Raw genomic sequence first — 21,328 nt, forward strand, 5'->3', positions numbered from 1 at the left:
GCGTCAGGGCCGCAGGGCCAGGCCGTCCTCGCGCAGGGCGCGCACGAGGGCGCGGTCCCGCTTCCAGGCCTCCGCGGCCTCGGCGAGGGCCGTCACGGGGAAGTCGGCGTCGCGCCCCTGGTGCTCCACCTGGACCTCGAGGCGCGGCGCGCCGCCCTCGTCCCGGGTGGACACCCGCCAGGAGAGGCTCCGGAAGGGGGTCTCGGCGGACCGCTGGGGGTCCAGGGGCCTGAGGGCCATGGGCAGGGCCAGGGAGGCCTCCAGGCGCACCCGCCCCCCGCCCCGCACGTGCACCGGGAGCTGGCGCTTCCGGCCGGGGGCGGTGAAGGGCGCCGGCGTCCCGGGCAGCCCCAGGCAGGGCAGGAACACGAAATCGCCGCCCAGCCGGATCAGGGCCTTGGGACTGACGATCCGCAGGTCCACGGTGAAGGGGCGCGCCAGGTCCAGCGGGTCGCCCTTCGCCACCACCTCGATGCGCCCGTTCAGGGCCTGGTCCAGGCACTCGGCCTCCAGGTAGGCGCGGAAGGCTTCGGCCGTGGCCGACCTCGCCGTGGCGCGGAGGCCCCAGGCATTGGCGGTCTCCTCCAGGCGCACGTCGGCGGTGAGGCGGCCGTCCGCCCCCAGGGTCCCCTTCATGCGGATGGTCGTGCCGCCTTCCGGGGCGGCGGAGGCCGGAACGGCCGCCCAGACGCCGTCGCCGGGCAGGCAGATCAGGAGCTGGCCCCCCCGGTGTCCCGCGGGCAGCTGGCCGAAGGCCGTGAGGGGCGCGGTGGGATCCAGGAGGAGGAAGCGGCCCTTCGGGGTCTCCACCTCGGCCGGGAGCCCCAGGGGCTTGTCCAGGCGCAGGGCCACGATGACGTGGTCGAAGAGGTCCTGGACGGGCCCCTGGACCTCGTCCGCCCGGACGGGCCCGCCCTGGATCCGGGCCAGCACGGGGAAGCCCTGGAAGCCCGAGCGGGCCGCCATGGACACGAAGAGGCACGCCAGGTCCTTGCAGTCGCCGTAGCGCTTGCGGGCCACCTCGGCGGCCGCTTCCGGAACATCGCCCCGGTCGGCGGTGAGGTAGATCTGCTTGTAGACCAGCGCCTCCCCGAACCAGCGCCAGAGCGCCTTCAGGCCCTCGAGGCCGGCGCCGGCCGCGGGCGCCTCCGGACCCACCGGTCCGGTGCGGGGGGCGAAGACGCCGTGGTACCAGCCGCCGAAGGCCTCCCAGGCGTCCAGCATCCGGGTGCCGGCCCAGGCGGGATCCTGGAACCGCACGGACACGCTGGGCAGGTCCCGGCCGGGGAAGGGGCAGGCCCCCTCCGGCTTCGGCATGGCGGGGAGGCGATCCAGGGCCAGATGCGTGCCGGGCGTGAGGGTCGCCGGCAGCCAGGGCGCGAGGTGGGCGAACCGCACCGTGGCCTTCACGTCCTTGATGTCGGCGAAGAGGCCCGAGCGGGTGCCCGCCTCCAACTCCCACCGGCGGATGGGGTGGGTGTCCAGGATCGGCAGGGTGAGGGCGCCGGAGGTGCGGGGATAGTCCACCTCGGATTCAAAGGCGACCAGGCTGCCCTCCGCGACCCGGGGCAGCAGGGCGACGGCCATCTGCCGCCGATCGAACTGGGTGCCGCCCAAGCCGCCGAAGGTCGCCTTGTCGGCGCTGCCCAGCTTCACCAGTTCGCCGTCCGGGCGGAGGTTCCAGCCCCGGATCTCCCGGACCTTGGCGCCCCCGTCCTGGAGGCCGTCGATGCCCAGGTAGGCCTCCTCCAGCCCCCGGCCCCCCAGCACGCGCACGAGGCGGAGGCGGCGGAGGGCGACCTTGCCGGCGCCCGCGTAGGCCACTTCCCAGTGGTCCAGGAGGACCCAGGCCTCGGCCTCGGCGGGGGGCGTCTCCAGGAGGCTCGCCCGCGCCGCGGCCTGGGCCCAGGCCGGGAGCTTGCCCAGGTCCACCCCCGCCGCGGCGGCGGGGAGGGCCAGAAGGGCCCCGGCCAGGAGGGCGGTGACCGGGCGCCTCACGGCTTCGCGTCCGCGGCGCGCTCGAGGGTGATCTCGGGGTACGAGACCGCGCGGACCCACTGGAGGTATTCCTTGAGCGGCACGTACCCGTCGCTCATCTCGAGGAAGCCGGAGGTGGACCGGCGCATGTCCACGCGCACGTCGCCCGAATCGGGGTCCTGCACCGCCCGCAGGAGCACGGAGCCCCAGCGGTTGGAGTGGTTCACCCGGATGGGTTCCCGCAGCACGTAGCCCTTGGGCACCTTGATGATGCTCATGGCCTCCTGGACCCCCAGGTAGGGCATCAGGATCGGGTCCAGGCGCTGCTCGGGCAGGGTCTCCGGCAGGTAGAGGCCGGCGTCCATCCCCGGGAAGGGCCGCAGCTTGAGGGTCCGGCCCGGCTCCAGGGCGATGGCCCCGGCGGCCGTGAACCCCAGGGGCTGGGTGATCTCCAGGGCGTTGGCCACCTGCACCTGGTTGACCGTGATTCCGTTGCGCTCGAGGCGGCCCTTGAACCAGGCCTCCCGGGCGCTCGGGGACTTGGTGGAGAGCTCCTTCCGGGCGAGGAGGGCCGGGGCGCCGGTGAGGGTCCCCTTCACCTTGACGTCGGCGGCCTCGCCGGTGGCGTCGATCTCGTAGGTGAAGGCCCGCGTGTTGGTCCTGGGCTGGGCCACCGCGATGGTGCGGAACTCCGCCTGCCACGTGGCGCTGTCCATGAGCACGGCCCGGGTGCCTTCGTAGCGGTAGGGCATCTGGCCCGGCTGCACCATCCGTTCGGTCGGATCCAGCCAGATGCTCCCCTGCCCGGGTTCATCCACCACGAACAGGATGCGGGAGAACTGGAAGGGGGTGCGGGTCTCCGGGCTGGCCGTCCAGTAGCCTCGGTCGGCCACCAGGGCCACCTTCGGCTTGAGGCCCTCGTCCACCAGCAGGTGGAAGAGCAGCTTGTTCATGCCCCAGTCGTCCGTGAAGCCCGTGCGGGCCGTGTAGTCCAGGTCCCAGACGCCGGACCCGTTGTTGACCTGGTGCCGGGCCAGCGTGGGGGGCTTCTCGTCGAACAGCGGCTCATCCAGGTTCTTCACCCGGGCCAGCATGCGCTCGGCGATCGTCCGGGCCCGCTCGAGGGGGCCGCCCTTCAGGTCCTTGCGCAGCTCCTGGGAGAAGGGGGCGTAATTGACGCCCTTGTGCACGAACTTGTTGAAGTAGTCCTTGTAGTAGAGGTCGGCGGTCTTCTGCCAGAAGGTGGCGGCGGGCACCTTGTCCAGGTGCTCGAGGGTCTCGATGGGCCGGTAGAAGAGCACCTTGGGGCAGGGACGGTTGATCTCGATGGAGTAGGGGGCCGCCGGGAGCGCCGGGAGGTTCCGGAAGGTGTACGTGGTGCCCTGGCTGTTGGAGCCCTGCTGCGGGGAGAAGCCGCTGGTGCCGATGAGCGCCATGGGCCAGAACACCTCCTGCCCCTTCTGGACGACCACCGTCTGGGTGGGGAAGGCGCTGGCCAGGGAGACGTACCAGAAATTCCCGCACCGCTCCGGCAGGGTGCCGAGGTCGAGCAGGGGCATGCGGGCCTGGTTGGCCTTGCCCCGCGCCGTAAGCTCCCGCCACCACAGGTCCACGACGCAGTCCTGGGTCAGGCCCGGCGGCACCAGCACGCCTTCCTTCAGGGAGCCGTCCCGGGTGGACACGACGGTGCGCACGAGGAAATCGTCCCGCTTGGTGATGGGCTGGACCCGGCCGTCCGGGAAGGTCACCTGGCCTTCCAGGTACATGAGGTTGGCGGGCATGTCCGGGAACTCCGCGGCGGCCTGGCCGGCCTGGCTCAGGATGCGGATCCGCACGGTCTGGTCGATGTGGAAGGGCTGGAAGTCCAGCTTCCGCTCCAGGATGACGGCGCCCTTGGCCACGAGGCCGGCGTCGTCCCGCATGGCCCAGACCTCCTTGGGCACCGCCGGGAACCGGGCCCCCCACACCGGGGCGGACACGAGCAGAAGGCTGACGCAGGCCAAGGGCTTCACGGGGGACTCCAGGATGAAGGGTTACCCCCATTCTGCACCCGGCCCCCCGGGTTGCCCAGCCGCTTCCTGGAACCGATCAGTGTTCCATGGCCTCCAAGGCCTCGCGCGTTCGTCGGGCCAGGCAGCGGATGTAGGCGGGGGCCACGGCGGGCGCGGGGAGGCGCCGGTAGCTTCGGACGCCGGCTGCCTGCGCCACCTCCCGGAACTGGATATCCAGCTCATGAAGGGTCTCGATGTGCTCGGTGACGAAGCTGACGGGGAGGACGATCACGTCCTTCCCCCCCAGGGTCCGGAGCACGGAGCCCAGCTCCGGTTCCAGCCACTGGATGGGCCCCACCTTGCTCTGGTAGGCCAGCCGGTAGCCGCCCGGCGCCTCTCCCACCCGGGCCTTCACGGCCGCGAAGGTGGCCTCGATCTCCCGCTCGTAGGGGTCGCCCTGCTCGATCTGTTTGCGCGGCAGGCTGTGGGCGCTGAAGACCACGACGGCCTCCGGCAGCGCCCGCAGGGCCTCCGCCAGGGGGGCCGCGAGGGCCTCGACGTAGTCGGGGTCCGTGGCGTAGTGGAGGACGCCCGGGAGCACCTCCAGGCCCAGGGCCTTGGCTTCCCGCTCCAGCTCGACGAGGCTCGAGCCCGTCGTCGCGCGGCAGTCGTGGGGGTAGAGGGTGACCGGCAGCAGGCGCCGGATCCCCTGCCCCTTGAGCGCGCGCAGCTCGCCCGCGGCCCGGGGGGAGGTGTACCGGAAGATGATCTTGACGGGGACGGCGCAGCCCATGCCATGCAGGGCGGCCCGCAGCGCCGAGGCCTGGGCCGCGGTCTCCCGCAGGATGGGGCTGCCGCCCCCGATCTCCTCGTAGCGGGCCTCCACCTCGCGGCGCCGGGCCTTGCTGATCAGCGTGGCGAAGAGGGGCTGGAGGAAGGCGGGGCCGGGGAACTTGATGATGTCCCGGTCGGAGAAGAGCCGGTAGAGGAAGCCCTCGACGTTCCGCGAACGGAGGGGTCCCCCCAGGTTCAGCAGGACGACGGCGGTGTCCCTCACACGGTCCTCGAGAACGGGGTGCTGGCGGCGAGCTTCTTCAGGTAGGCGTCGAAGGGCTGGACCAGGTTGCGCACGAAGCGGCGGCCCAGGGGGGTGATGAAGATCCCCTCGTCCTCCACGCGCACGGTGCCGAAGGGCACCTCGGCGCGGAGCTCCTCGATGGCGTCGGCGAAGTGGGTCCGGCCGTCGATGCCGTACTTGGCCCGCACGGCCTCCCAGCGCAGCTCGAAGGTGCCCATGAGCTCGTGGATGAGCCAGCGGCGCATCAGGTCCTCGTCGTTGAGGCGGTAGCCCTTGTGGACGGAGAAGCGCCCGTTCTCCACGTCCCGCTCCCACTTGGTGAGGATCTTCTCGTTCTGGCTGTAGACGCCGGCCACGTTGGAGATCGCCGAGGGGCCGAAGCCGAGGAGGTCGGAGCCGGCGGCCACGGCGTAGCCCATGAAGTTGCGGATGAGGCGGCCCTCCTTGACGGCCTTGGCCATCTCGTCGTCGGGGCGCGCGAAGTGGTCCATGCCGATGGCCACGTAGCCGTGCTTCTCCAGGATGTCCACGGCCAGGAGCAGGAGCTCCAGCCGCAGCTCGGGCTTCGGCAGGGTCTCGACGGGGATGGTGCGCTGGTGGGCCAGCACCTTGGGGAGGTAGGCGAAGCCGTAGATGGCCATGCGGTCCGGAGCGAGCTCCAGGGTGCTCTCCAGGGTCCGGCGGAAGGTCTCCAGGGTCTGGCCCGGGAGGCCGTAGACGAGGTCCAGGTTGATGCCGGGGAAGCCCAGACTCCTCGCCTGGCGGACCGTGTCCAGGGTGTGCTGCCAGGTCTGGCCCCGGGTGATGAGGGCCTGGACGCCCTCGTCCAGGTCCTGCACGCCGAAGGAGACGCGGTTGAAGCCCATCTCCCGCAGGGCGGGGAGCTGGTCGGGGCGCAGGAAGGTGGGGTCCACCTCGATGGAGACCTCGGCGTGGGGCAGCAGCTCGAAGCGGCGGGTGATCAGCTCGAAGGTGCGGCGCAGGTCCGGCACGTCCAGGTAGGTGGGGGTGCCCCCGCCCCAGTGGAGCTGCACGGCCTTGCGGCGGCCGGGGAGGTGCTTGGCCCAGAGCTCCACCTCGGCGTCCAGGGCCCGCAGGAAGCCCTCGACCGGGGTGTACTTGGGGCTCACCACGACGTTGCAGCCGCAGTAGGAGCAGCGCCGCCCGCAGAAGGGGAGGTGCGCGTAGAGGGAGAGGGGCTGGGGGTCCAGGTCGGCCCGGCCCAGGGCCTGGACGACCTCCTCCTGCGGGAAGCCCTCGGACCACACCGGGGGCATGGGGTAGCCGGTGTAGCGGGGACCGGGGCGGTCGTAGTGCTTGATGAGCTCGGATAGGGCCAGGGCCATGGGAGGCGCCTCCAGGTTCGATTCTCTCAGATGTCGGCGACCGGAAGGGTCACATTCACCCTTTGACGGCGTCGATGACGGCGCCGACCACGTCCGGGTCGGTCTCCGGCAGGAGGCCGTGGCCCAGGTTGAACACGTGGGGCCGGCCCTTCATCGTCTCCACGATGGCCCGGGCCTTGCGCACGGCCGTTTCCTTGCCCGCGAGCAGGGCCGTGGGGTCCAGGTTGCCCTGGAGGACCTTGCCGGGGAACAGGTCCCGGGCCTCGGCCATGGGCACCTGCCAGCTCACCGCGAAGCCCTCGCAGGGCAGGCGGTTCAGGCTGGCGGGGAGGATGCCGCGGGGGAAGTAGAGGCGGGGAGCGCCGGTGACCTGGGCGAGGGCGCGTTCGGCGGCGGGCAGGGCGTAGGCCTCGAAGTCCTCCCGGTCCAGTTCGCCGGCCCAGGTGTCGAAGAGCTGCACGCCCTGGGCGCCGGCCCCGATGTGGAGGTTGAGGAGGCGGGCGCTGGCGTCCGCCAGCTTGTCCAGCCACTGGCGGGCCTTCACGGGTTCCTGGTGGAGGAAGGCCTTGGCCCGGGCCCAGGTCTTGCTGCCCTTGCCCTCCAGGCCGTAGGCCAGCAGGGTCCAGGGGGCGCCGGCGAAGCCCAGGAGGGCCTTCTCGGGCGGCAGTTCGGCCCGCACCTTGCGCAGGGCGGCCTGGACGGATTCGTAGACCCGCTCGTCGGGGACGGTGGCCGGGTCCACCTGGTCCAGGGTCCGGGTGAGGCGGGGGCCGCCCTCCGGAATGACCACGCCGCAGCCGAGGGCCTCCAGGATGACGAGGATGTCCGAGAAGATGATCGCCCCGTCCAGCTTGGGGAAGCGGCGGGTGGGCTGGAGGGTCACCTCGGCGGCCAGGTCGGCGTCGTAGAGGAGGTCCTCGAAGGAGGCCTTGGCCCGGATGGCCCGGTACTCGGGCAGGAAGCGCCCGGCCTGGCGCATGAACCAGACGGGGGGCACGGGGAGGACTTCACCTTGGAGGGCACGGACGAGCGGAGCGGTCATGGCCGTTCTTTCAAGGAAGGCGCGTGCCGGGTGGAAGCCCGGCACGCGAGGGGTCGAAGGAATGGGGCGGGGACGGGGGGCGGCCCCCTCCCCTACTTGAGGGCCGCGGCGACGACGCCGATGGCCCGCTCCACGTGCGCCAGCTCATCGTCGCCGTGGGCGGCGGAGAGGAAGGCGACCTCGTAGCCGGAGGGCGGCAGGTAGACGCCCTCCTTCAGGAGGAGTCCGTGCATGGTGTTGAACTTGGCGATGGCGCCCGATTCCACGCGGTCGGCGCGCTTGACGCCGGGCTGGAAGAGCGGCCACAGGAGGCTGCCCACGCGGGGGACGTGGAGGCCGGGGATCTTCTCGAAGGCGGCGGCCCACTGGGCGCCCTTCTGTTCCAGGTCCCGGTAGAGGTTGGGGGTCAGGCGCTCCAGGGTGGCCAGGCCGGCGGCCATGGCCACGGGGTTGCCGCTGAGGGTGCCGGCCTGGTAGACCGGGCCATCGGGCGAGATGACGCCCATGATGTCCTTGCGGCCGCCGTAGAGGCCAACGGGCATGCCGCCGCCGATGATCTTGCCGTAGGTGACCAGGTCCGGGGTGATGCCCAGGTACTCCGCCGCGCCGCCGGGGGCGACGCGGAAGCCGCTGATGACCTCGTCGAAGATCAGCACGGTCCCGTGCTGGGTGCAGAGCTCGCGCAGGCGGGTGAGGAAGCTCGAATCCTGGAGCAGCAGGCCGTTGTTGGCGGGGATGGGCTCGATGATGGCCGCCGCCAGCTCGTGGCCGATCTCGCGGAAGGTGCGCTCGAGGGCTTCGGCGTCATCCAGGCTGATGACGGTGGTGAGGTCCGCGAAGCCCTTGGGCACGCCGGCGGAGCTGGGCTCGCCGAAGGTGACCAGGCCGGAGCCGGCCTTCACCAGCATGGCGTCGCTGTGCCCGTGGTAGCAGCCGTCGAACTTGAGGATCCGCTCCCGCTTCGTGAAGCCGCGGGCGGCGCGCAGGGCGGACATGACCGCCTCGGTGCCCGAGGACACGAACCGCATCTTCTCGACGAAGGGCACCATCTGCTTGATGCGCCGGGCGAGGGCGATCTCGCGGCGGCTGGGCGCCCCGAAGGTGAGCCCCTCCTCCATGGCCTCCCGGGCCGCGTCGATGACGGAGGGGTGGGCGTGGCCGAGGATCAGGGGGCCCCAGGACATGCAGAGGTCCACGTACCGGCGGCCCTCCTCGTCCTCGAACCGGCTGCCCCAGGCCTTGCGGAAGAACTTGGGCGTGCCGCCCACGGCGCGGAAGGCGCGCACGGGGCTGGAGACGCCGCCGGGGAAATGGGTGATGGCTTCCTGGAACAGGGTTTCGTTGGTCATGTCAGAACCACTTCTTGGTCAGGGCCTCGCGGGCCACGTAGGTCACGATCCAGTCGGCGCCGGCGCGGCGGATCGCCGTCAGGTGCTCGCGGAACAGGTTGGCCTCGTCGATCCAGCCCATGCGGGCGCCGGCCTTGACGCTGCTGTATTCGGAGGAGACGTGGTAGGCCGCGATGGGGCACAGGGCCTTCTCGCGCAGGCGCCAGATCAGGTCGAGGTTGGGCATGGCGGGCTTGACCAAGAGGGCGTCCGCGCCCTCCTCGAGGTCCAGCAGGCCGTCCCGCAGGCCCTCCCGGGCGTTCCGGGGGTCCATCTGGTAGCTGCGGCGGTCGCCGAACTTGGGGCTGGAGTCCGCGGCGTCGCGGAAGGGGCCGTAGTAGGCGCCGGCGTGCTTGATCGCGTAGCTCATGATCATGGTCTGGATGAAGCCCGCGTCGTCGAGGGCCTCGCGCATGGCGCGGATGCGGCCGTCCATCATGTCGGAGGGGGCCACGACGTCGGCGCCCGCCTCGGCGTGGGCCACGGCCATCTTCGCCAGGATCTTCACGCTCTCGTCGTTGCGGATGACGGGGCCGTCGTTGATGCCGCAGTGGCCGGTGTCGGTGTAGGCGCAGAGGCAGACGTCGGTCATCACGATGACGTCGTTTCCGAAGGCCTTCTTGAGGGCGCGGACCGTCTGCGGCACGACGCCGTCGTGGTCGTGGGCGGCGTGGGCGTCGGGGGCCTTGTCCTTGGGATCGGGCACGCCGAAGATCAGGTGGCTGCGGAGGCCCAGCTTCAGGTCGCTCTCCACCTGGCGGACGGTGGCTTCCACGCTGTTCCGGCTGATGCCGGGGAGGCTCGCGATCTCGGTGGAGCCCGCCTGGGGCTGGACGAAGTGGCCCTGGATCAGGTGGCGGGGCAGGAGCTCCGTCTCCGCGACGAGGTCGCGGATGGCGTTCGTGGTTCGCAGGCGTCGGGATCGGATCAGCATGTCAACCTCTCTCCAGAAGCATTCGTTGCAGCGCTGGGATCTGGGGTTCGCACCAGCCATGGGAAGGATAGCCTGAGTCGGCGAAGGCCCGGGCGGTCCGTTCGCCCCAGGCGAAGCGGAGCCGGTCCCCCGAGCACGGGCCGAGCACCTCGGCCTGGAGGGGGCTCAGGGCCAGCAGGGCGTCCAGGCCCTCCGGGTCCGGCAGGGGGGCCAGGGGGGACTCGCGGTGGGTGATCCAGGGGTGCAGGAACCAGGGCGTGCCCTGGGCGGCGGCCTCCAGGTGCTCCCGGCTCCGCTCGGCCCGGGCCAGCAGGAACTGGCCCCCGGCGGGGAACCGCTCCTTCAGGAGCTGGAAGAGTCCCTCGGCCTGCGGCAGGGCGCTGGTGAGCACCTCGCGCCCCTCCAGGGCCCGGGCGGTGGCCGCCCCCTGGGCGAGGCAGAGGGCCCCCGCGGGGATCCTCGCCAGCCGCGCGGCGGCGGGGCTCAGGACGATGACGGCGTCGGGGCGCGCCAGGGGGGGCTCCGCCCCCGTGGCCTCCATGGCCGTGACGTGGAAGGGGACGGGCTCCCAGCCCGCGGCCAGGACGGCCCGGCTCATCGCGTCGTCGCTGGCGCGGGCCAGGCCGAGGCGCCTCACAGGCCCAGCCCCCGCAGGACCTCCGCCACGAGCGCAGCGTCGTCCGTGCCGGCGGCCTGAGCCCAGGCGATGCCGTCCGGGCCGGCGTAGGCGGCCCGGAGCCGGAAGCCGTCGCCCTCGGGCGAGGCCAGGGCCCCCAGCGGCTGCTGGCAGCCGCCGCCGATGCCGCGGAGCACGGCCCTTTCCAGGGCCACGCAGTGGGCGGTGAGGGGATGGTGGAAGCCGGCCAGGGCCTCCTGGAGGGCCGTGTCCCCTTCCCGGCACTCGGCCAGGAGGGCGCCCTGGGCCGGGGCGGGCAGCAGTTCGTCGGGGCGGAGGGGCCGCACGTCCAGGCCGGACAGGTCCAGCCCCAGGCGCCGGAGGCCGGCGGCGGCCAGCACGGTCCCGTGGAGGGGCTCGCCGCGCAGCTCGCCGTCCCGGACCCGCTGGAGGCGGGTAGGGACATTGCCGCGGATCCAGGTGAAGGACGCGTGGGGAAGGGCCTGGCGCAGGAATTTCAAGCGCCGCTCGGAACTCGTGCCGATCACCGGGTTGGCCGGCGCGTCGGGGCGCAGGACCAGCCAGTCCGCGCTGTCCTCCCGCTGGGGGACGCAGGCGGTGGTGATGCCCGCGGGCCGGTCCAGGGACACGTCCTTGAAGGAATGGATGAGCAGGTCCACGTCCTGGGCCAGGAGGGCGTCCTCCAGCTCCTTGGTGAAGAAGCCGGTGCCCGTCTCCTTGCCGAGGGGGCCGGCCAGCCACTGGTCCCCATGGGTGGTGAAGCGCTTCCAGGCCACCTCGTGGCCGCGGGCGCGCAGGTACGCGACGAGGTCTTCCGATTGCTGCACCGCGAGGAGGGATCCGCGCGTGCCGAGAACGATCTTCATCTGGTTTCCAGGGCGGCTTCGCTGTGGTGGGTCAGGGCCCTGAATGCGAGGGTGCGGCCGCGCTTCAACAGGTTCGCCAGGGCCTCCATCTGCTCCGCCGTGAGACCGGCGAGGGCGCTACCGGGCGCAAGGGCCTCGGCTTCCAGGGCCTCCCAGGCCTCCTTGAGGCGGTCCTGGGCGGTGCGGTTGGCGTGCTTCTGGATGCGCTGATCGGCCCTGCGGCGCAGCCGGTCCACGGCGCCGACGATGAAGGGCTCGGCGTTGACGGCGGCCTCCCGGCGCTTCTGCCGGCCGGCCTCGGTCTCCGCGAGGAAGGTGTTCAGGTCCACCCGGGTCACCCAGGGGATCTCGCCCATGTCGGGCTCGGAATCGTAGGGGAGGGCCAGGTCGACCAGGCGAACCGGAGGCCGCGACAGGCGCTCCCAGTTGCCCTTCGTGAAGATCGGCAGGTGGCTGGCCGTGGCCGAGACGATGCAGTCGAAGCCCTCGGGATCCATCTGGAGCTGGGCCAGGGGCACCATCGGCAGCCCGAAGGCCTCCGCCTTGGAGAGGGTCCGGTTGCTCATGGTGATCTGGAAGCCCCGCTCGGGCAGGCGCTGGGCCAGGTAGCGGCTCATGGGGCCCACGCCCACGATGGCCACCCGGGCTCCGGCGGGCAGCGAGGTCTCCAGGTGCCGGAGGGCGGCGGTGGCCACGCTGGCGCTGCCGTCGTCCAGACCGATGCGGGTGCGCAGGCGCTGGGCCTCGCGCAGGATGTCCTCGAAGGCGGCCATCGCCTCGGGCCCGGCGGTGCGGACCTCCCGGGCGGTGTCCAGGGCCTGCTTCATCTGGCCCACGATCTCGCGGTCCCCGAGGTTGGCGCTGTTGAGGCCCGTGGCCACCTCCAGGAGGTGGCGCCAGGCGGCTTCGCCCTCGAACACGTCGATGTCCGGATCGAACCCCAGGGTCGTCCCGTCCCCGCCCCAGAACATGAAGATCACACGTTGGCAGGTGGACAGGTAAACCAGCTCCGAGGCGTCCGAAATCCGCTTCCACATGAGCAGGTGGTCTGCCAGATGGGCGCGCACGACGTTCCGGGCCACGACCTCGGGGTCATGGCGCGGAATGTAGTAGGAATAAAGGACAGGATCCATGGGCCGCCAGGGGGTTCGTCTAAGGGATCAGAGTATCTTAAATAGGTGGGGGGGCCGAACCGGAAAGTTGCCCGGGCGGAAGGCCCGGATCAGGCGGGAAGCCTGGAAAATGCTTTCAATTCGCATGTTTTACCATCGACGCCCCCCCTTGTCGCCATAAGCGAAAGAAAAAGAAATTGATGGGGGTCACAGCCCCGTGAGCGTGCCGGGCATGTCGGCCAGGGCGTAGACCGCCACGGCCAGGATGGCGCCGTTCCTGGCCAGGTCCCCCTTGTCGACCTTGTCGAAGGTATCGGCCTTGGAATGATGAACTTCCCAATACTTCGCCGTATCGTGGTTCATGCCCAGGCCAGGGACCCCGGCCAGGACGGAGGGGCCGATGTCCACCCCCCCGTGCCCCTCCCCGAGCCGGCCCGCCCCGAGGGGCTCGAGCATGGGCTTGAGGAGCTGCAGGACCGCCAGGGCCTTGGCCGGGTCCGGCGCGGGCTGGCCCGGACGGGGGTGGAGCTCCAGCCCGAAGCCCCGGGCCAGGCCGCTCCCGGAATCCGATTCCAGGGCGGCCACGTGCCGCGCCAGCTCCCCCTCGTGGCGCTTGAGGTAGCCCTCCCCGCCCCGGGTGCCGTTCTCCTCGTTGGCGAAGAAGACGACGCGCACGGTGCGCGCGGGCCGGAGCCCGGCCTCCTTGATCATGCGGGCGGCCTGCAGGCTGAGGACGCAGCCGACGCCGTCGTCCTGGGCCCCCTGCCCCACGTCCCAGCTGTCCAGGTGGCCGCCCACGAGGACGACCTGGTCCGGCCGGGAGGCCCCGGGCAGGTCCCCCACCACGTTGGCGGCGGGCGCGTCCGGGAGGGTGCGGCAGTTCATCTCCAGGTGCACCTGCATGCGCAGGCCCCGGTTCCACATGCGGCGCATCATGAGCGCGTTCTCCACCGACACCGCGGCGGCCGGGATGGGGGGGACGCCCTCCTCGTAGTGGAGCGTGCCCGTGTGGGGCGTATCGAAGCTGAGGGAGGCCACGGAGCGCAGGAGCATGGCCACCGCCCCCTTGCGGGAGGCGGCCGTCGCCCCGGAGAAGCGCATGCGGGCACCGTGGCCGTAGCCCTTCCAGCCGTCCTCGAAGAGGACGATGCGGCCCTTCACCTTCTCGGCGGGCATCGCCTCCAGCTCGGCGAGGGAGGCCACCACCACCACGTCGGCGGTGATCCCCCCCGGCGGGGTGGGCACGCTCATGCCCAGGCCCAGGATGGAGAGGTCGTGGGGCGCCGGCAGCGTCATGCGGGCGGACTCGGCGTTGCGGACCCAGTGGGGCACCAGGACGGGCTCGGTGTGGACGTTCTCCAGGCCCGCGGCCTTCATGGCCTTCACGGCCCAGGCCACGGCCCGGTCGTAGCCCTCCGAGCCGCTGAGGCGGTGGCCCACCTCGTCGCAGAGGACCTCCAGGTCGCGGTACGCCCCGTCGTGGGCCACGGCCCGGGTCGCGAGGGCGGCCGCGTGGGACCGCACCCGCTCCATGGGATCGGGGCTCCCCGCCATCAACAGGGTCCCCAGCCAGAACAGGGCGAGCCGCTTCATCGTGCCTCCTGATGCATCACGTAATGCGGTATCTTAGCGCAGCGGGACGTCCACGGTAACCTTGCCGTGCCCATCGCCGCCCTTCCGCGCCCCACCCACGAACCCGCCGGGCGCCACCCGGGAGCCCATGACCCCCCTTCCCCCCGAATCCGCCCTCGACCTCGAGACCCTCGAACTCCTGCCCTACGGCGTCATCGTGCTCGACGCCCGGGGCGCCGTCCTCTTCTACAACAAGCGGGAGGAGGAGATCTCGGGCCTGGCCCGGCGGCAGGTGCTCGGGCGGGACTTCTTCCGGGAGGTGGCCCCCTGCGCCCAGGTGCGGGATTTCCAGGGCCGGTTCCGGGAGCTCATGGAGGCGGGCCGGGGCCGGGTGGACTTCGACTTCACGTTCCCCTTCGTGCTGGGCCCCCGCCGGGTGCGGATCACCCTCCAGGCCTTCCAGAAGGACGCGGAGGCCTGCTGCATCGTCTTCGTGGCCGACATCACGGGCCGGGAGGCGCTGCGGGACCAGCTCCTCCAGGCCCAGCGCTTCAGCGAGCTGGGGGAGGTCACCGCCGAGGTGGCCCACAACTTCAACAACATCCTCCAGACCATCCGCCTCTCCGTGGAGCTGGCCTCGGCCTCCGCCGGCCCCCAGGCCAGGGCCCGCCTGGACCGCGCCCTCGCCGCGGCCGAGGACGGGTCGGCCCTGGTGAAGCGCTGCCTGGACATCGCGCGCAAGGAGCCCCGCAGCCCCCTGGAGCCCGTGGACCTGAACGCCGTGGCCGAGGCCACCGCCGAATTCTCCGAGCCCTTCCTGCGCACGGCCCGCGCGGAGGGCCGGGAGGTCACCCTGCGCCTCAACCTCGCCCCGGGCCCCCTCACCGTCCTGGGCGACGCGGTCGAACTCCGGGAGGCCGTGCTCAACCTCCTCCGCAACGCCATCGAGGCCATTCCCGGGCGCGGCACCGTCCGCCTCCTCACCGAGGGCTCCGGCGAGGCGCACCGCCTCCACGTCCTCGACGACGGGCCCGGCATGGGGCCGGAGGTCCTGGAGAAGGTCTTCACGCCCCTGTTCACCACCAAGGGCGAGCGGGGCACGGGCCTGGGCCTGGCCAGCGTCCACGCCATCGCCCGGCGCCACGCCGGCGCCGTCGAAATGACCTCGAGCCCCGGCAAGGGCACCCACGTCCTCCTCACCTTCCCCCAGGCCGCCCCCGACGGCGGCGTCCGGCCGTAACGCGGGCGGCTGCGCGGCGTCTGATGGGGCAGAAGGATCCGGCCCCATGTCCGTCGAACACCTGACCTACCCGCTTTGGCTGCGGACGGCCCACTGGCTGAACGTGCTTTTCCTCTCCCTCCTCGCCCGGAGCGGGCTGGAGATCCTCAGCGCCCATCCGAAGCTGTACTGGAACGACGACTGCCGGCTCGGCAGCGAGTGGCTGGCCATCCGTCCCCGCCCCACCCCCCCGGGGGAGCTCTTCACCGCCGACGACCAGGAGCAGGACTGGCATTCCCTGGTCGCCCTGCCGGGCCACCGGCATTGGGACCTGGGCCGCCACTGGCACTTCGCCGCCGTCCCCCTCTGGATCCTCACGGGGGCGGCCTACCTGGCCCTGCTCTTCGGCACCGGCGAATGGCGGCGCCTCGTGCCCACCTCCTGGGACGTGCTCCCCGGCGCCTGGCACACCCTGGTCGCCTACCTGCACTTCCGGATCCCCGACCCGGCCGGGACCCACAACCCCCTCCAGCAGCTCACCTACTTCGCCGTCGTCTTCGGCCTGGCCCCCCTCTCCATCGCCACGGGCGCGGCCATGTCCCCGGCGGTGGCCGCCCGCTTCCCGGGCTACCTCCGGCTGTTCGGGGGGCGCCAGGCGGCCAGGAGCCTGCACTTCCTCTCCCTCCTCGCCTTCACCGCCTTCTCCCTCGTCCACGTGGCCATGGTGGCCGCGCACGGCCTGGGCCGGGAGCTGGCCCTCATGGTGCTCGGCCAGGTCCGGGAGCCGGACCTGGCCCGGGCCCTGGCCCTGGGCGGGGCGCTGATCGGCGGGATCGTCCTCGTCCACGTGGCCGCCACCCGCTTCACCTTGCGCCGCCCGGACCTCGTCCAGGACGCCGCCGAGCGGTTCGTGGACCCGGTCCGGCGGGCCCTCCTCGGCCGCCTCAAGTCCGTCCAGGCCTACGACCCGGGCCGGATCTCCCCCTACCTGTGGGTGAACGGCCGCCCCCCGGCGGAGCCCGACTGGCTGGCCCTCGCCGAGGGGGGGTTCCAGGACTACGTCCTCGAGGTGGGGGGCCTGGTGGAACGGCCCCTGCGCCTGAGCCTGGCCGACCTGCGGGCCCTGCCGGCCCGCACCCAGGTCACCCTGCACGTGTGCATCCAGGGATGGTCCGGCTTCGCGGCCTGGACCGGCGTGGGCCTGGACACCCTCATGGACCTGTGCCGCCCCCTGCCCGGGGCCCGGGACGTGGTCTTCCGGGCCTTCGACGACAAGGGGCGCTCGGAGCCCCGCCCCAAGGCCTCCGGCTTCTACTACGGCACCGTGCCGATGGAGATGGCCCGCCACCCCCAGACCCTCCTCGCCTACGACCTGAACGGGGCGCCCCTCCCCCGGGAGCACGGGGCGCCCCTGCGGCTGCGCCTCGAGACCCAGTACGGCTTCACCATGGTGAAGTACATCCGGGCCATCGAGTTCGTGGCGTCCTTCCGGGAGGTGGGGAAGGGCCGGGGCGGCTGGCCCGAGGACAACCTCTACCGGAGCCGGGAGGCCTCCCTCTGAGCCCCTCGGGGCATCCTCGCCCTTTCCCGCGACGCGGAGCGTTCAGCGCTTCAGGCGGACGCGGATCCGCATGCGGCCGGCGGGGTCCACGGCGAGGACCTCCCAGGCCAGGGGCCCGTCCTGGCCCCGGCTCCGCTCGCCGGGTCCCAGGTTGAAGGCGGCGTCGTCCAGCTGCCAGCGGCCGCCGGGGTACCGGGGCCGGGCCGGCTCCGGGGTGCCGGGGTGGGCGTCGATGACCCGCACGGGCCCCCGGGGTTCCCCCCGGGACAGGAGGCCGGGATCCACCCGCGCCACGACGAGGCCCTCGTACCCCGCCCCCCAGCGGCCGGCGACCCGGCCCCGGTCGAAGCCCAGGGGCCGGCGCACATTGAACTCCCAGAACCGGCCCCGGCGGCGGGGGTCCGGCACCACCAGGCGCTGGGGATGGGCCCCGGGGGCCCGCGCCAGGGGATCCAGCCACCCCTCCCAGGCGCGCTCGACCCGGAGGGTGGGGACCGTGTCCTTGAAGGCCCCGTGGTACCAGAGGTCCGTGCGCACCCACCCCATGGGGTGGGCGGGGCTGTACGCCGTGTCCTCCTGCCAGGGACCCTCGCCCGGGTGGAAGGCGTCCCAGCCCTGGAACATCCCCGCGTCCATCACGTCCCAGCGGCCGGCCGTCCGCACCCGGCGGTCCGCCACATAGAAGTCGTCGACCCGGTTCTCGCCCATGGCGTGCAGGGCCTCGTGGACGATGAAGCCCAGCGGGGTCTCGTCCGGGAAGAGGACCATGGGCCACTGGACCGTCCGGTTCCAGGGAAGGGGCTCCAGGATGCAGATGGCGGACAGCTCCTCCACCGTGTCCGTCACGGTCCCGGGCCGTCCCGGGGCCACCACCCACAGGTGGTCCGGCCTGCCGTCGGGACCCGGGGCGCCGGTGCGGTTGTCCACGGCGTCCCAGGGGCCCGGCTCCAGGTCCCTCAGCCGCGTCACGGCCCGGGCCAGGATCGCCCGGGCCTGGACGTCGTCCCGGGGATGGGGCGGCGTCTCGTCGTCCATGGGCAGGAACCGCCCCAGCTCCAGCTCCAGGCTGCCCTTGGAGATCTCATAGAAGTAGTTGGCCGCGCTGGCCGCCCCGGGTTCCCGGGAGAACAGGAGGGCCCGGAGCTCGTCGTCGGTGCGCAGGGGCGCCTCCCCGGGCCAGCGGAGGCGGATCACGACGACCTTCTCCTTCCGGTAGGCCGGGGCCGGGGGCAGGACCACGTCCCGGCCCAGGTCCGCCAGGGGCACGATGTCCCGGACCCGCCCCGGCGATTCGACCACCACGGCGGTGTCCGCGGGCTCCAGGTCGAGGGTGAAGCGGCCCTCGGCGTCGGTCAGCGCGGAGGGAAGGGCCCGGGTGGGCCGGACCCGGGGCGTCCGGTCCGGATGCACCCGCACCCCGGCCAGGGGACGGAGGCCGTCCGTCACCCGCCCCGAGACCGGGGCCCCGGCGAGGGGAAGGCACAGGATGAAGGCCCAGGGAAGACGGATCATGGTTCCAACTGTACAATGGAAGGTTCCGTGCACTCCCCCGCCGGCGTCTCAAAAGGAAAGGTGTGACCGACCCCAGCCTGATCCGCAACTTCTCCATCATCGCCCACATCGACCACGGCAAGTCCACCCTTGCCGACCGCCTCCTTGAGCTCACGGAAACCGTGGCCAAGCGGGACATGCAGGCCCAGCTCCTGGACGACATGGACCTGGAGCGGGAGCGGGGCATCACCATCAAGGCCCACGCCGTGACCCTCAAGTACCTGGCGGAGGACGGCAGGACCTACACCCTGAACCTCATCGACACCCCCGGCCACGTGGATTTCACCTACGAGGTGAGCCGCAGCCTCGCCGCCTGCGAGGGGGCCATCCTGGTCGTGGACTCCACCCAGGGCGTGGAGGCCCAGACCCTGGCCAACACCTACCTGGCCCTGGAGAACGACCTGGAGGTCTTCCCGGTCCTCAACAAGACCGACCTGCCCAGCTCCGAACCGGAGCGGGTGCTCGAGGAGATCAACACCGTCATCGGGCTGGTGGACACGGCCCACGCCGTCAACGTCTCCGCCAAGACGGGCGAGAACTGCCTGCAGGTCCTCGAGCAGGTGGTGCGCTCCGTCCCGCCCCCCAAGGGGGACCCCACCGCCCTGCTCCAGGCCCTCGTCTTCGACTGCTACTACGACCAGTACCGGGGCGTCGTCTGCCTCGTCCGGATCGTCAACGGCACCCTCAAGGCCGGCGAGACCATGCGGTTCATGTCCACCGGCAGCGAGCACCGGGTGGACGAGGTGGGCGTCTTCAATCCCAAGATGAGCCGGGTGGATGAGCTCTCCGTCGGCGAGGTGGGCTACGTCACCGGCAGCATCAAGACCCTGGCCGACGTGAAGGTGGGCGACACCCTCACCCACGCCGTCTCCAACACCACCAAGCCCTCCCAGGAGATGCTCAAGGGGTTCAAGGAGATGCAGCCCGTGGTCTTCGCGGGCATCTTCCCCACCAACAGCGAGGACTTCGAGGACCTGCGCGACGCCATGGACAAGCTCCGGCTCAACGACAGCTCCTTCACCTTCGACCCCGAGACGAGCCAGGCCCTGGGCTTCGGCTTCCGCTGCGGGTTCCTGGGGCTCCTCCACATGGAGATCGTCCAGGAGCGGCTCGAGCGCGAGTTCGACCTGGACCTCATCACCACCGCCCCCTCCGTGCGCTACCACGTGTTCCTCACCGACGAGACCGAGGAGGACGTGGACAACCCCTCGAAGCTCCCCGCCCTGCAGCGCATCGCCCGGATCGAGGAGCCGATCATCGAGGCCACCATCCTCACCCGCCCCGACTTCGTGGGCGGCCTCCTCAAGCTCTGCGAGGAGCGCCGCGGCATCCAGCAGCGCCTCGAGTACGTGGGCAAGGACCGCGTCATGCTCGTCTACGAGCTCCCCCTCAACGAGGTCGTCCTGGACTTCTACGACAAGCTCAAGTCCATCTCCAAGGGCTACGCCAGCTTCGACTACCACATGAAGGGCTACCGGGAGTCCGACCTCGTCAAGATGGACATCCTGGTCAACGGCGAGCCCGTGGACGCCCTCTCCGTCCTGGTCCACCGCTCCAAGAGCCAGACCATGGGCCACGGCCTGACGGTGCGGATGAAGGAAGTGATCCCCCAGCAGCTCTTCGATGTGGCCATCCAGGCCGCCATCGGGAGCAAGATCATCGCCCGGACCAACGTGAAGGCCCGGCGCAAGGACGTGCTGGCCAAGTGCTACGGCGGCGACATCAGCCGCAAGAAGAAGCTCCTGGCCAAGCAGAAGGAAGGCAAGAAGCGGATGAAGTCCATCGGCAGCGTGGACATCCCCCAGGAAGCCTTCCTCGCCATCCTGAAGGTGGAGAACTGACATGGCCCAGCCGTCCATGGAGATCAGCCAGCAGCCCAGTCACAGGGATGCCCGGAGCCCCACGGGCTTCGTCCTGACCGGCTACGAGAAGGGCATCCTGCTCTGCCTCCTCCTGGGCGTCCTCTACCTGCGGCTCTACAAGCGGAAGCGGAAGCAGGACAAGATCTGCTCCCACTGCGGGGAGCGGAATCCCCCCCACCAGACCAACTGCAAGAAGTGTTCCGCCCCCTTGTTCCATAAATAACGGCTATTATCGGACCCGGGTATCTCCATGAGCACGATCCGGGTCCTTGCCGCAGACGACGATCCAGCCACACTCACCTTCCTCGTGAGGGCGCTGACCCGTGCGGGCATGGAGACCGTGGCCGCCGGGGACGGGGCGGAGGCCCTGGCCCACCTGCGGAAGAACCCCGAGTCCTTCGACGTCCTCCTGCTGGACCTGGCCATGCCCCGCATGGACGGCTGGCAAGTCCTCCGGAAAGTGAAGGCCAGCCCGCGCCTGCGCCAGATCCCCGTGGTCCTCCAGACCGTCTCCGACCGGCCCGAGGACATGAAGCGGGGCCTGGAGGGCGGCGCCTACTACTACCTCACCAAGCCCTTCACCCAGCGGGTGCTCCTGCGCATCGTCCGGGCCGCGGCCCACGACGTGGCCACCTACCGGGTGCTCCACGCCGAGGTCGCCCGGGCCACCTCCCCCCTGGCCATGCTCACCCGGGGCACCTTCCGCTACCGCACCCTGCCGGAGTGCCACGAGCTCACCCACCTGCTGGCCCGGGCCTGCCCCGACCCCGCCCGCATCGTCACCGGCCTTTCCGAACTCCTCATCAACGCCCTGGAGCACGGCAACCTGGGCATCTCGTACAAGGAGAAGGGGGACCTATTGGAGCGGAATGTCTGGAAGGCCGAGGTGGCCCGCCGCCAGGCCCTGCCCGAGCACCGCGACAAGTGGGTGGAGGTGTCCGTGGAGCGCCTGGAGGACCGGATCCGGTTCGAGGTGAAGGACATGGGCGAAGGCTTCGACTGGCGGGCCTTCCTCGTCCCCGACGCCGCGCGCCTCTTCGACAACCACGGCCGGGGCATCTTCATGGCGAAGATGGACAGCTTCGATCACCTGGAATACCGCGGCAACGGCAACCACGCCATCGCCGAGGTCCATTTCCAGGCCGGGTCCGGAATCCACAGGAAGGATGAATAGCCGGGCCCGGAGGGGCGC

At 71.5% G+C, this 21,328-nt stretch carries 17 protein-coding genes; 5 read left to right on the plus strand and 12 right to left on the minus strand.

What is annotated here, in order from left to right; all coding sequences use genetic code 11:
• Positions 1 to 3: 3 nt before the first annotated feature.
• The 11 genes from R2J75_RS14460 to R2J75_RS14510 all read right to left on the minus strand — a co-directional run bounded on the left by R2J75_RS14460 (position 4) and on the right by R2J75_RS14510 (position 13,964).
• Positions 4 to 1,998, minus strand: a complete 1,995-nt coding sequence (locus R2J75_RS14460) for a hypothetical protein (protein WP_316410447.1) — start codon at positions 1,996 to 1,998, stop codon at positions 4 to 6.
• A complete protein-coding gene (locus R2J75_RS14465) occupies positions 1,995 to 3,989 on the minus strand; it encodes a hypothetical protein (RefSeq protein WP_316410448.1) in 1,995 nt (664 codons plus the stop codon). Before R2J75_RS14465 ends, R2J75_RS14460 begins: the two co-directional genes overlap by 4 nt.
• A 76-nt stretch (positions 3,990 to 4,065) precedes the next feature.
• The gene (gene hemH, locus R2J75_RS14470; RefSeq protein WP_316410449.1) at positions 4,066 to 5,025 is read right to left on the minus strand and encodes a ferrochelatase; all 960 of its coding nucleotides are present in this window, start codon (positions 5,023 to 5,025) and stop codon (positions 4,066 to 4,068) included.
• Positions 5,022 to 6,392: an oxygen-independent coproporphyrinogen III oxidase gene (gene hemN, locus R2J75_RS14475; protein ID WP_243330043.1), complete on the minus strand. Its 1,371-nt coding sequence runs from the start codon at positions 6,390 to 6,392 to the stop codon at positions 5,022 to 5,024. Before hemN ends, hemH begins: the two co-directional genes overlap by 4 nt.
• Before the next feature lie 55 nt (positions 6,393 to 6,447).
• A complete protein-coding gene (gene hemE / locus R2J75_RS14480; RefSeq protein WP_243330041.1) occupies positions 6,448 to 7,434 on the minus strand; it encodes a uroporphyrinogen decarboxylase in 987 nt (328 codons plus the stop codon).
• A 92-nt stretch (positions 7,435 to 7,526) separates the two neighbouring features.
• Positions 7,527 to 8,783, minus strand: coding sequence for a glutamate-1-semialdehyde 2,1-aminomutase (hemL, locus tag R2J75_RS14485; RefSeq protein ID WP_243330039.1), 1,257 nt, complete (start codon positions 8,781 to 8,783; stop codon positions 7,527 to 7,529).
• Position 8,784: 1 nt separating this feature from the next.
• The gene (gene hemB / locus R2J75_RS14490) at positions 8,785 to 9,756 is read right to left on the minus strand and encodes a porphobilinogen synthase (protein WP_243330037.1); all 972 of its coding nucleotides are present in this window, start codon (positions 9,754 to 9,756) and stop codon (positions 8,785 to 8,787) included.
• A 1-nt stretch (position 9,757) separates the two neighbouring features.
• Positions 9,758 to 10,393 (minus strand): uroporphyrinogen-III synthase, encoded by a 636-nt coding sequence (locus tag R2J75_RS14495; protein ID WP_316410450.1) that lies wholly within the window; start codon positions 10,391 to 10,393, stop codon positions 9,758 to 9,760.
• Complete coding sequence (gene hemC, locus R2J75_RS14500) at positions 10,390 to 11,259, minus strand: hydroxymethylbilane synthase (protein ID WP_243330032.1); 870 nt, start codon at positions 11,257 to 11,259, stop codon at positions 10,390 to 10,392. The genes R2J75_RS14495 and hemC overlap by 4 nt, the downstream gene beginning before the upstream one ends.
• Positions 11,256 to 12,392: a glutamyl-tRNA reductase gene (locus R2J75_RS14505; RefSeq protein WP_243330029.1), complete on the minus strand. Its 1,137-nt coding sequence runs from the start codon at positions 12,390 to 12,392 to the stop codon at positions 11,256 to 11,258. Before R2J75_RS14505 ends, hemC begins: the two co-directional genes overlap by 4 nt.
• 186 nt (positions 12,393 to 12,578) lie before the next feature.
• Positions 12,579 to 13,964, minus strand: coding sequence for a M20/M25/M40 family metallo-hydrolase (locus R2J75_RS14510; protein WP_243330027.1), 1,386 nt, complete (start codon positions 13,962 to 13,964; stop codon positions 12,579 to 12,581).
• A gap of 127 nt (positions 13,965 to 14,091) precedes the next feature.
• On the opposite strand from R2J75_RS14510, the gene R2J75_RS14515 reads away from it, so the two are divergent.
• Both R2J75_RS14515 and R2J75_RS14520 read left to right on the plus strand, forming a co-directional pair.
• A complete protein-coding gene (locus tag R2J75_RS14515; RefSeq protein ID WP_316410452.1) occupies positions 14,092 to 15,183 on the plus strand; it encodes a two-component system sensor histidine kinase NtrB in 1,092 nt (363 codons plus the stop codon).
• 46 nt (positions 15,184 to 15,229) lie between these two features.
• A complete protein-coding gene (locus R2J75_RS14520) occupies positions 15,230 to 16,723 on the plus strand; it encodes a molybdopterin-dependent oxidoreductase (protein WP_316410453.1) in 1,494 nt (497 codons plus the stop codon).
• Between the two features lie 42 nt (positions 16,724 to 16,765).
• Here the strand turns inward: R2J75_RS14520 and R2J75_RS14525 are convergent, their stop codons facing one another.
• Complete coding sequence (locus tag R2J75_RS14525; protein WP_243330022.1) at positions 16,766 to 18,235, minus strand: carboxypeptidase-like regulatory domain-containing protein; 1,470 nt, start codon at positions 18,233 to 18,235, stop codon at positions 16,766 to 16,768.
• Between the two features lie 62 nt (positions 18,236 to 18,297).
• Between R2J75_RS14525 and lepA the strand changes: the two genes are divergently transcribed.
• From lepA to R2J75_RS14540, 3 genes are read left to right on the plus strand one after another with little or no spacing between them, the layout of a single operon-like run.
• The gene (gene lepA, locus R2J75_RS14530; RefSeq protein ID WP_243330020.1) at positions 18,298 to 20,115 is read left to right on the plus strand and encodes a translation elongation factor 4; all 1,818 of its coding nucleotides are present in this window, start codon (positions 18,298 to 18,300) and stop codon (positions 20,113 to 20,115) included.
• 1 nt (position 20,116) lies between these two features.
• Entirely contained in the window at positions 20,117 to 20,359 is a 243-nt protein-coding gene (locus R2J75_RS14535) for a hypothetical protein (RefSeq protein ID WP_243330011.1), read from the plus strand.
• A gap of 27 nt (positions 20,360 to 20,386) precedes the next feature.
• Positions 20,387 to 21,310: an ATP-binding response regulator gene (locus R2J75_RS14540; protein ID WP_243346780.1), complete on the plus strand. Its 924-nt coding sequence runs from the start codon at positions 20,387 to 20,389 to the stop codon at positions 21,308 to 21,310.
• The last annotated feature ends 18 nt before the right edge of the window (positions 21,311 to 21,328 follow it).

The sequence above is a fragment of the Mesoterricola sediminis genome (assembly GCF_030295425.1).
Taxonomy (GTDB): Bacteria; Acidobacteriota; Holophagae; order Holophagales; family Holophagaceae; genus Mesoterricola; species Mesoterricola sediminis.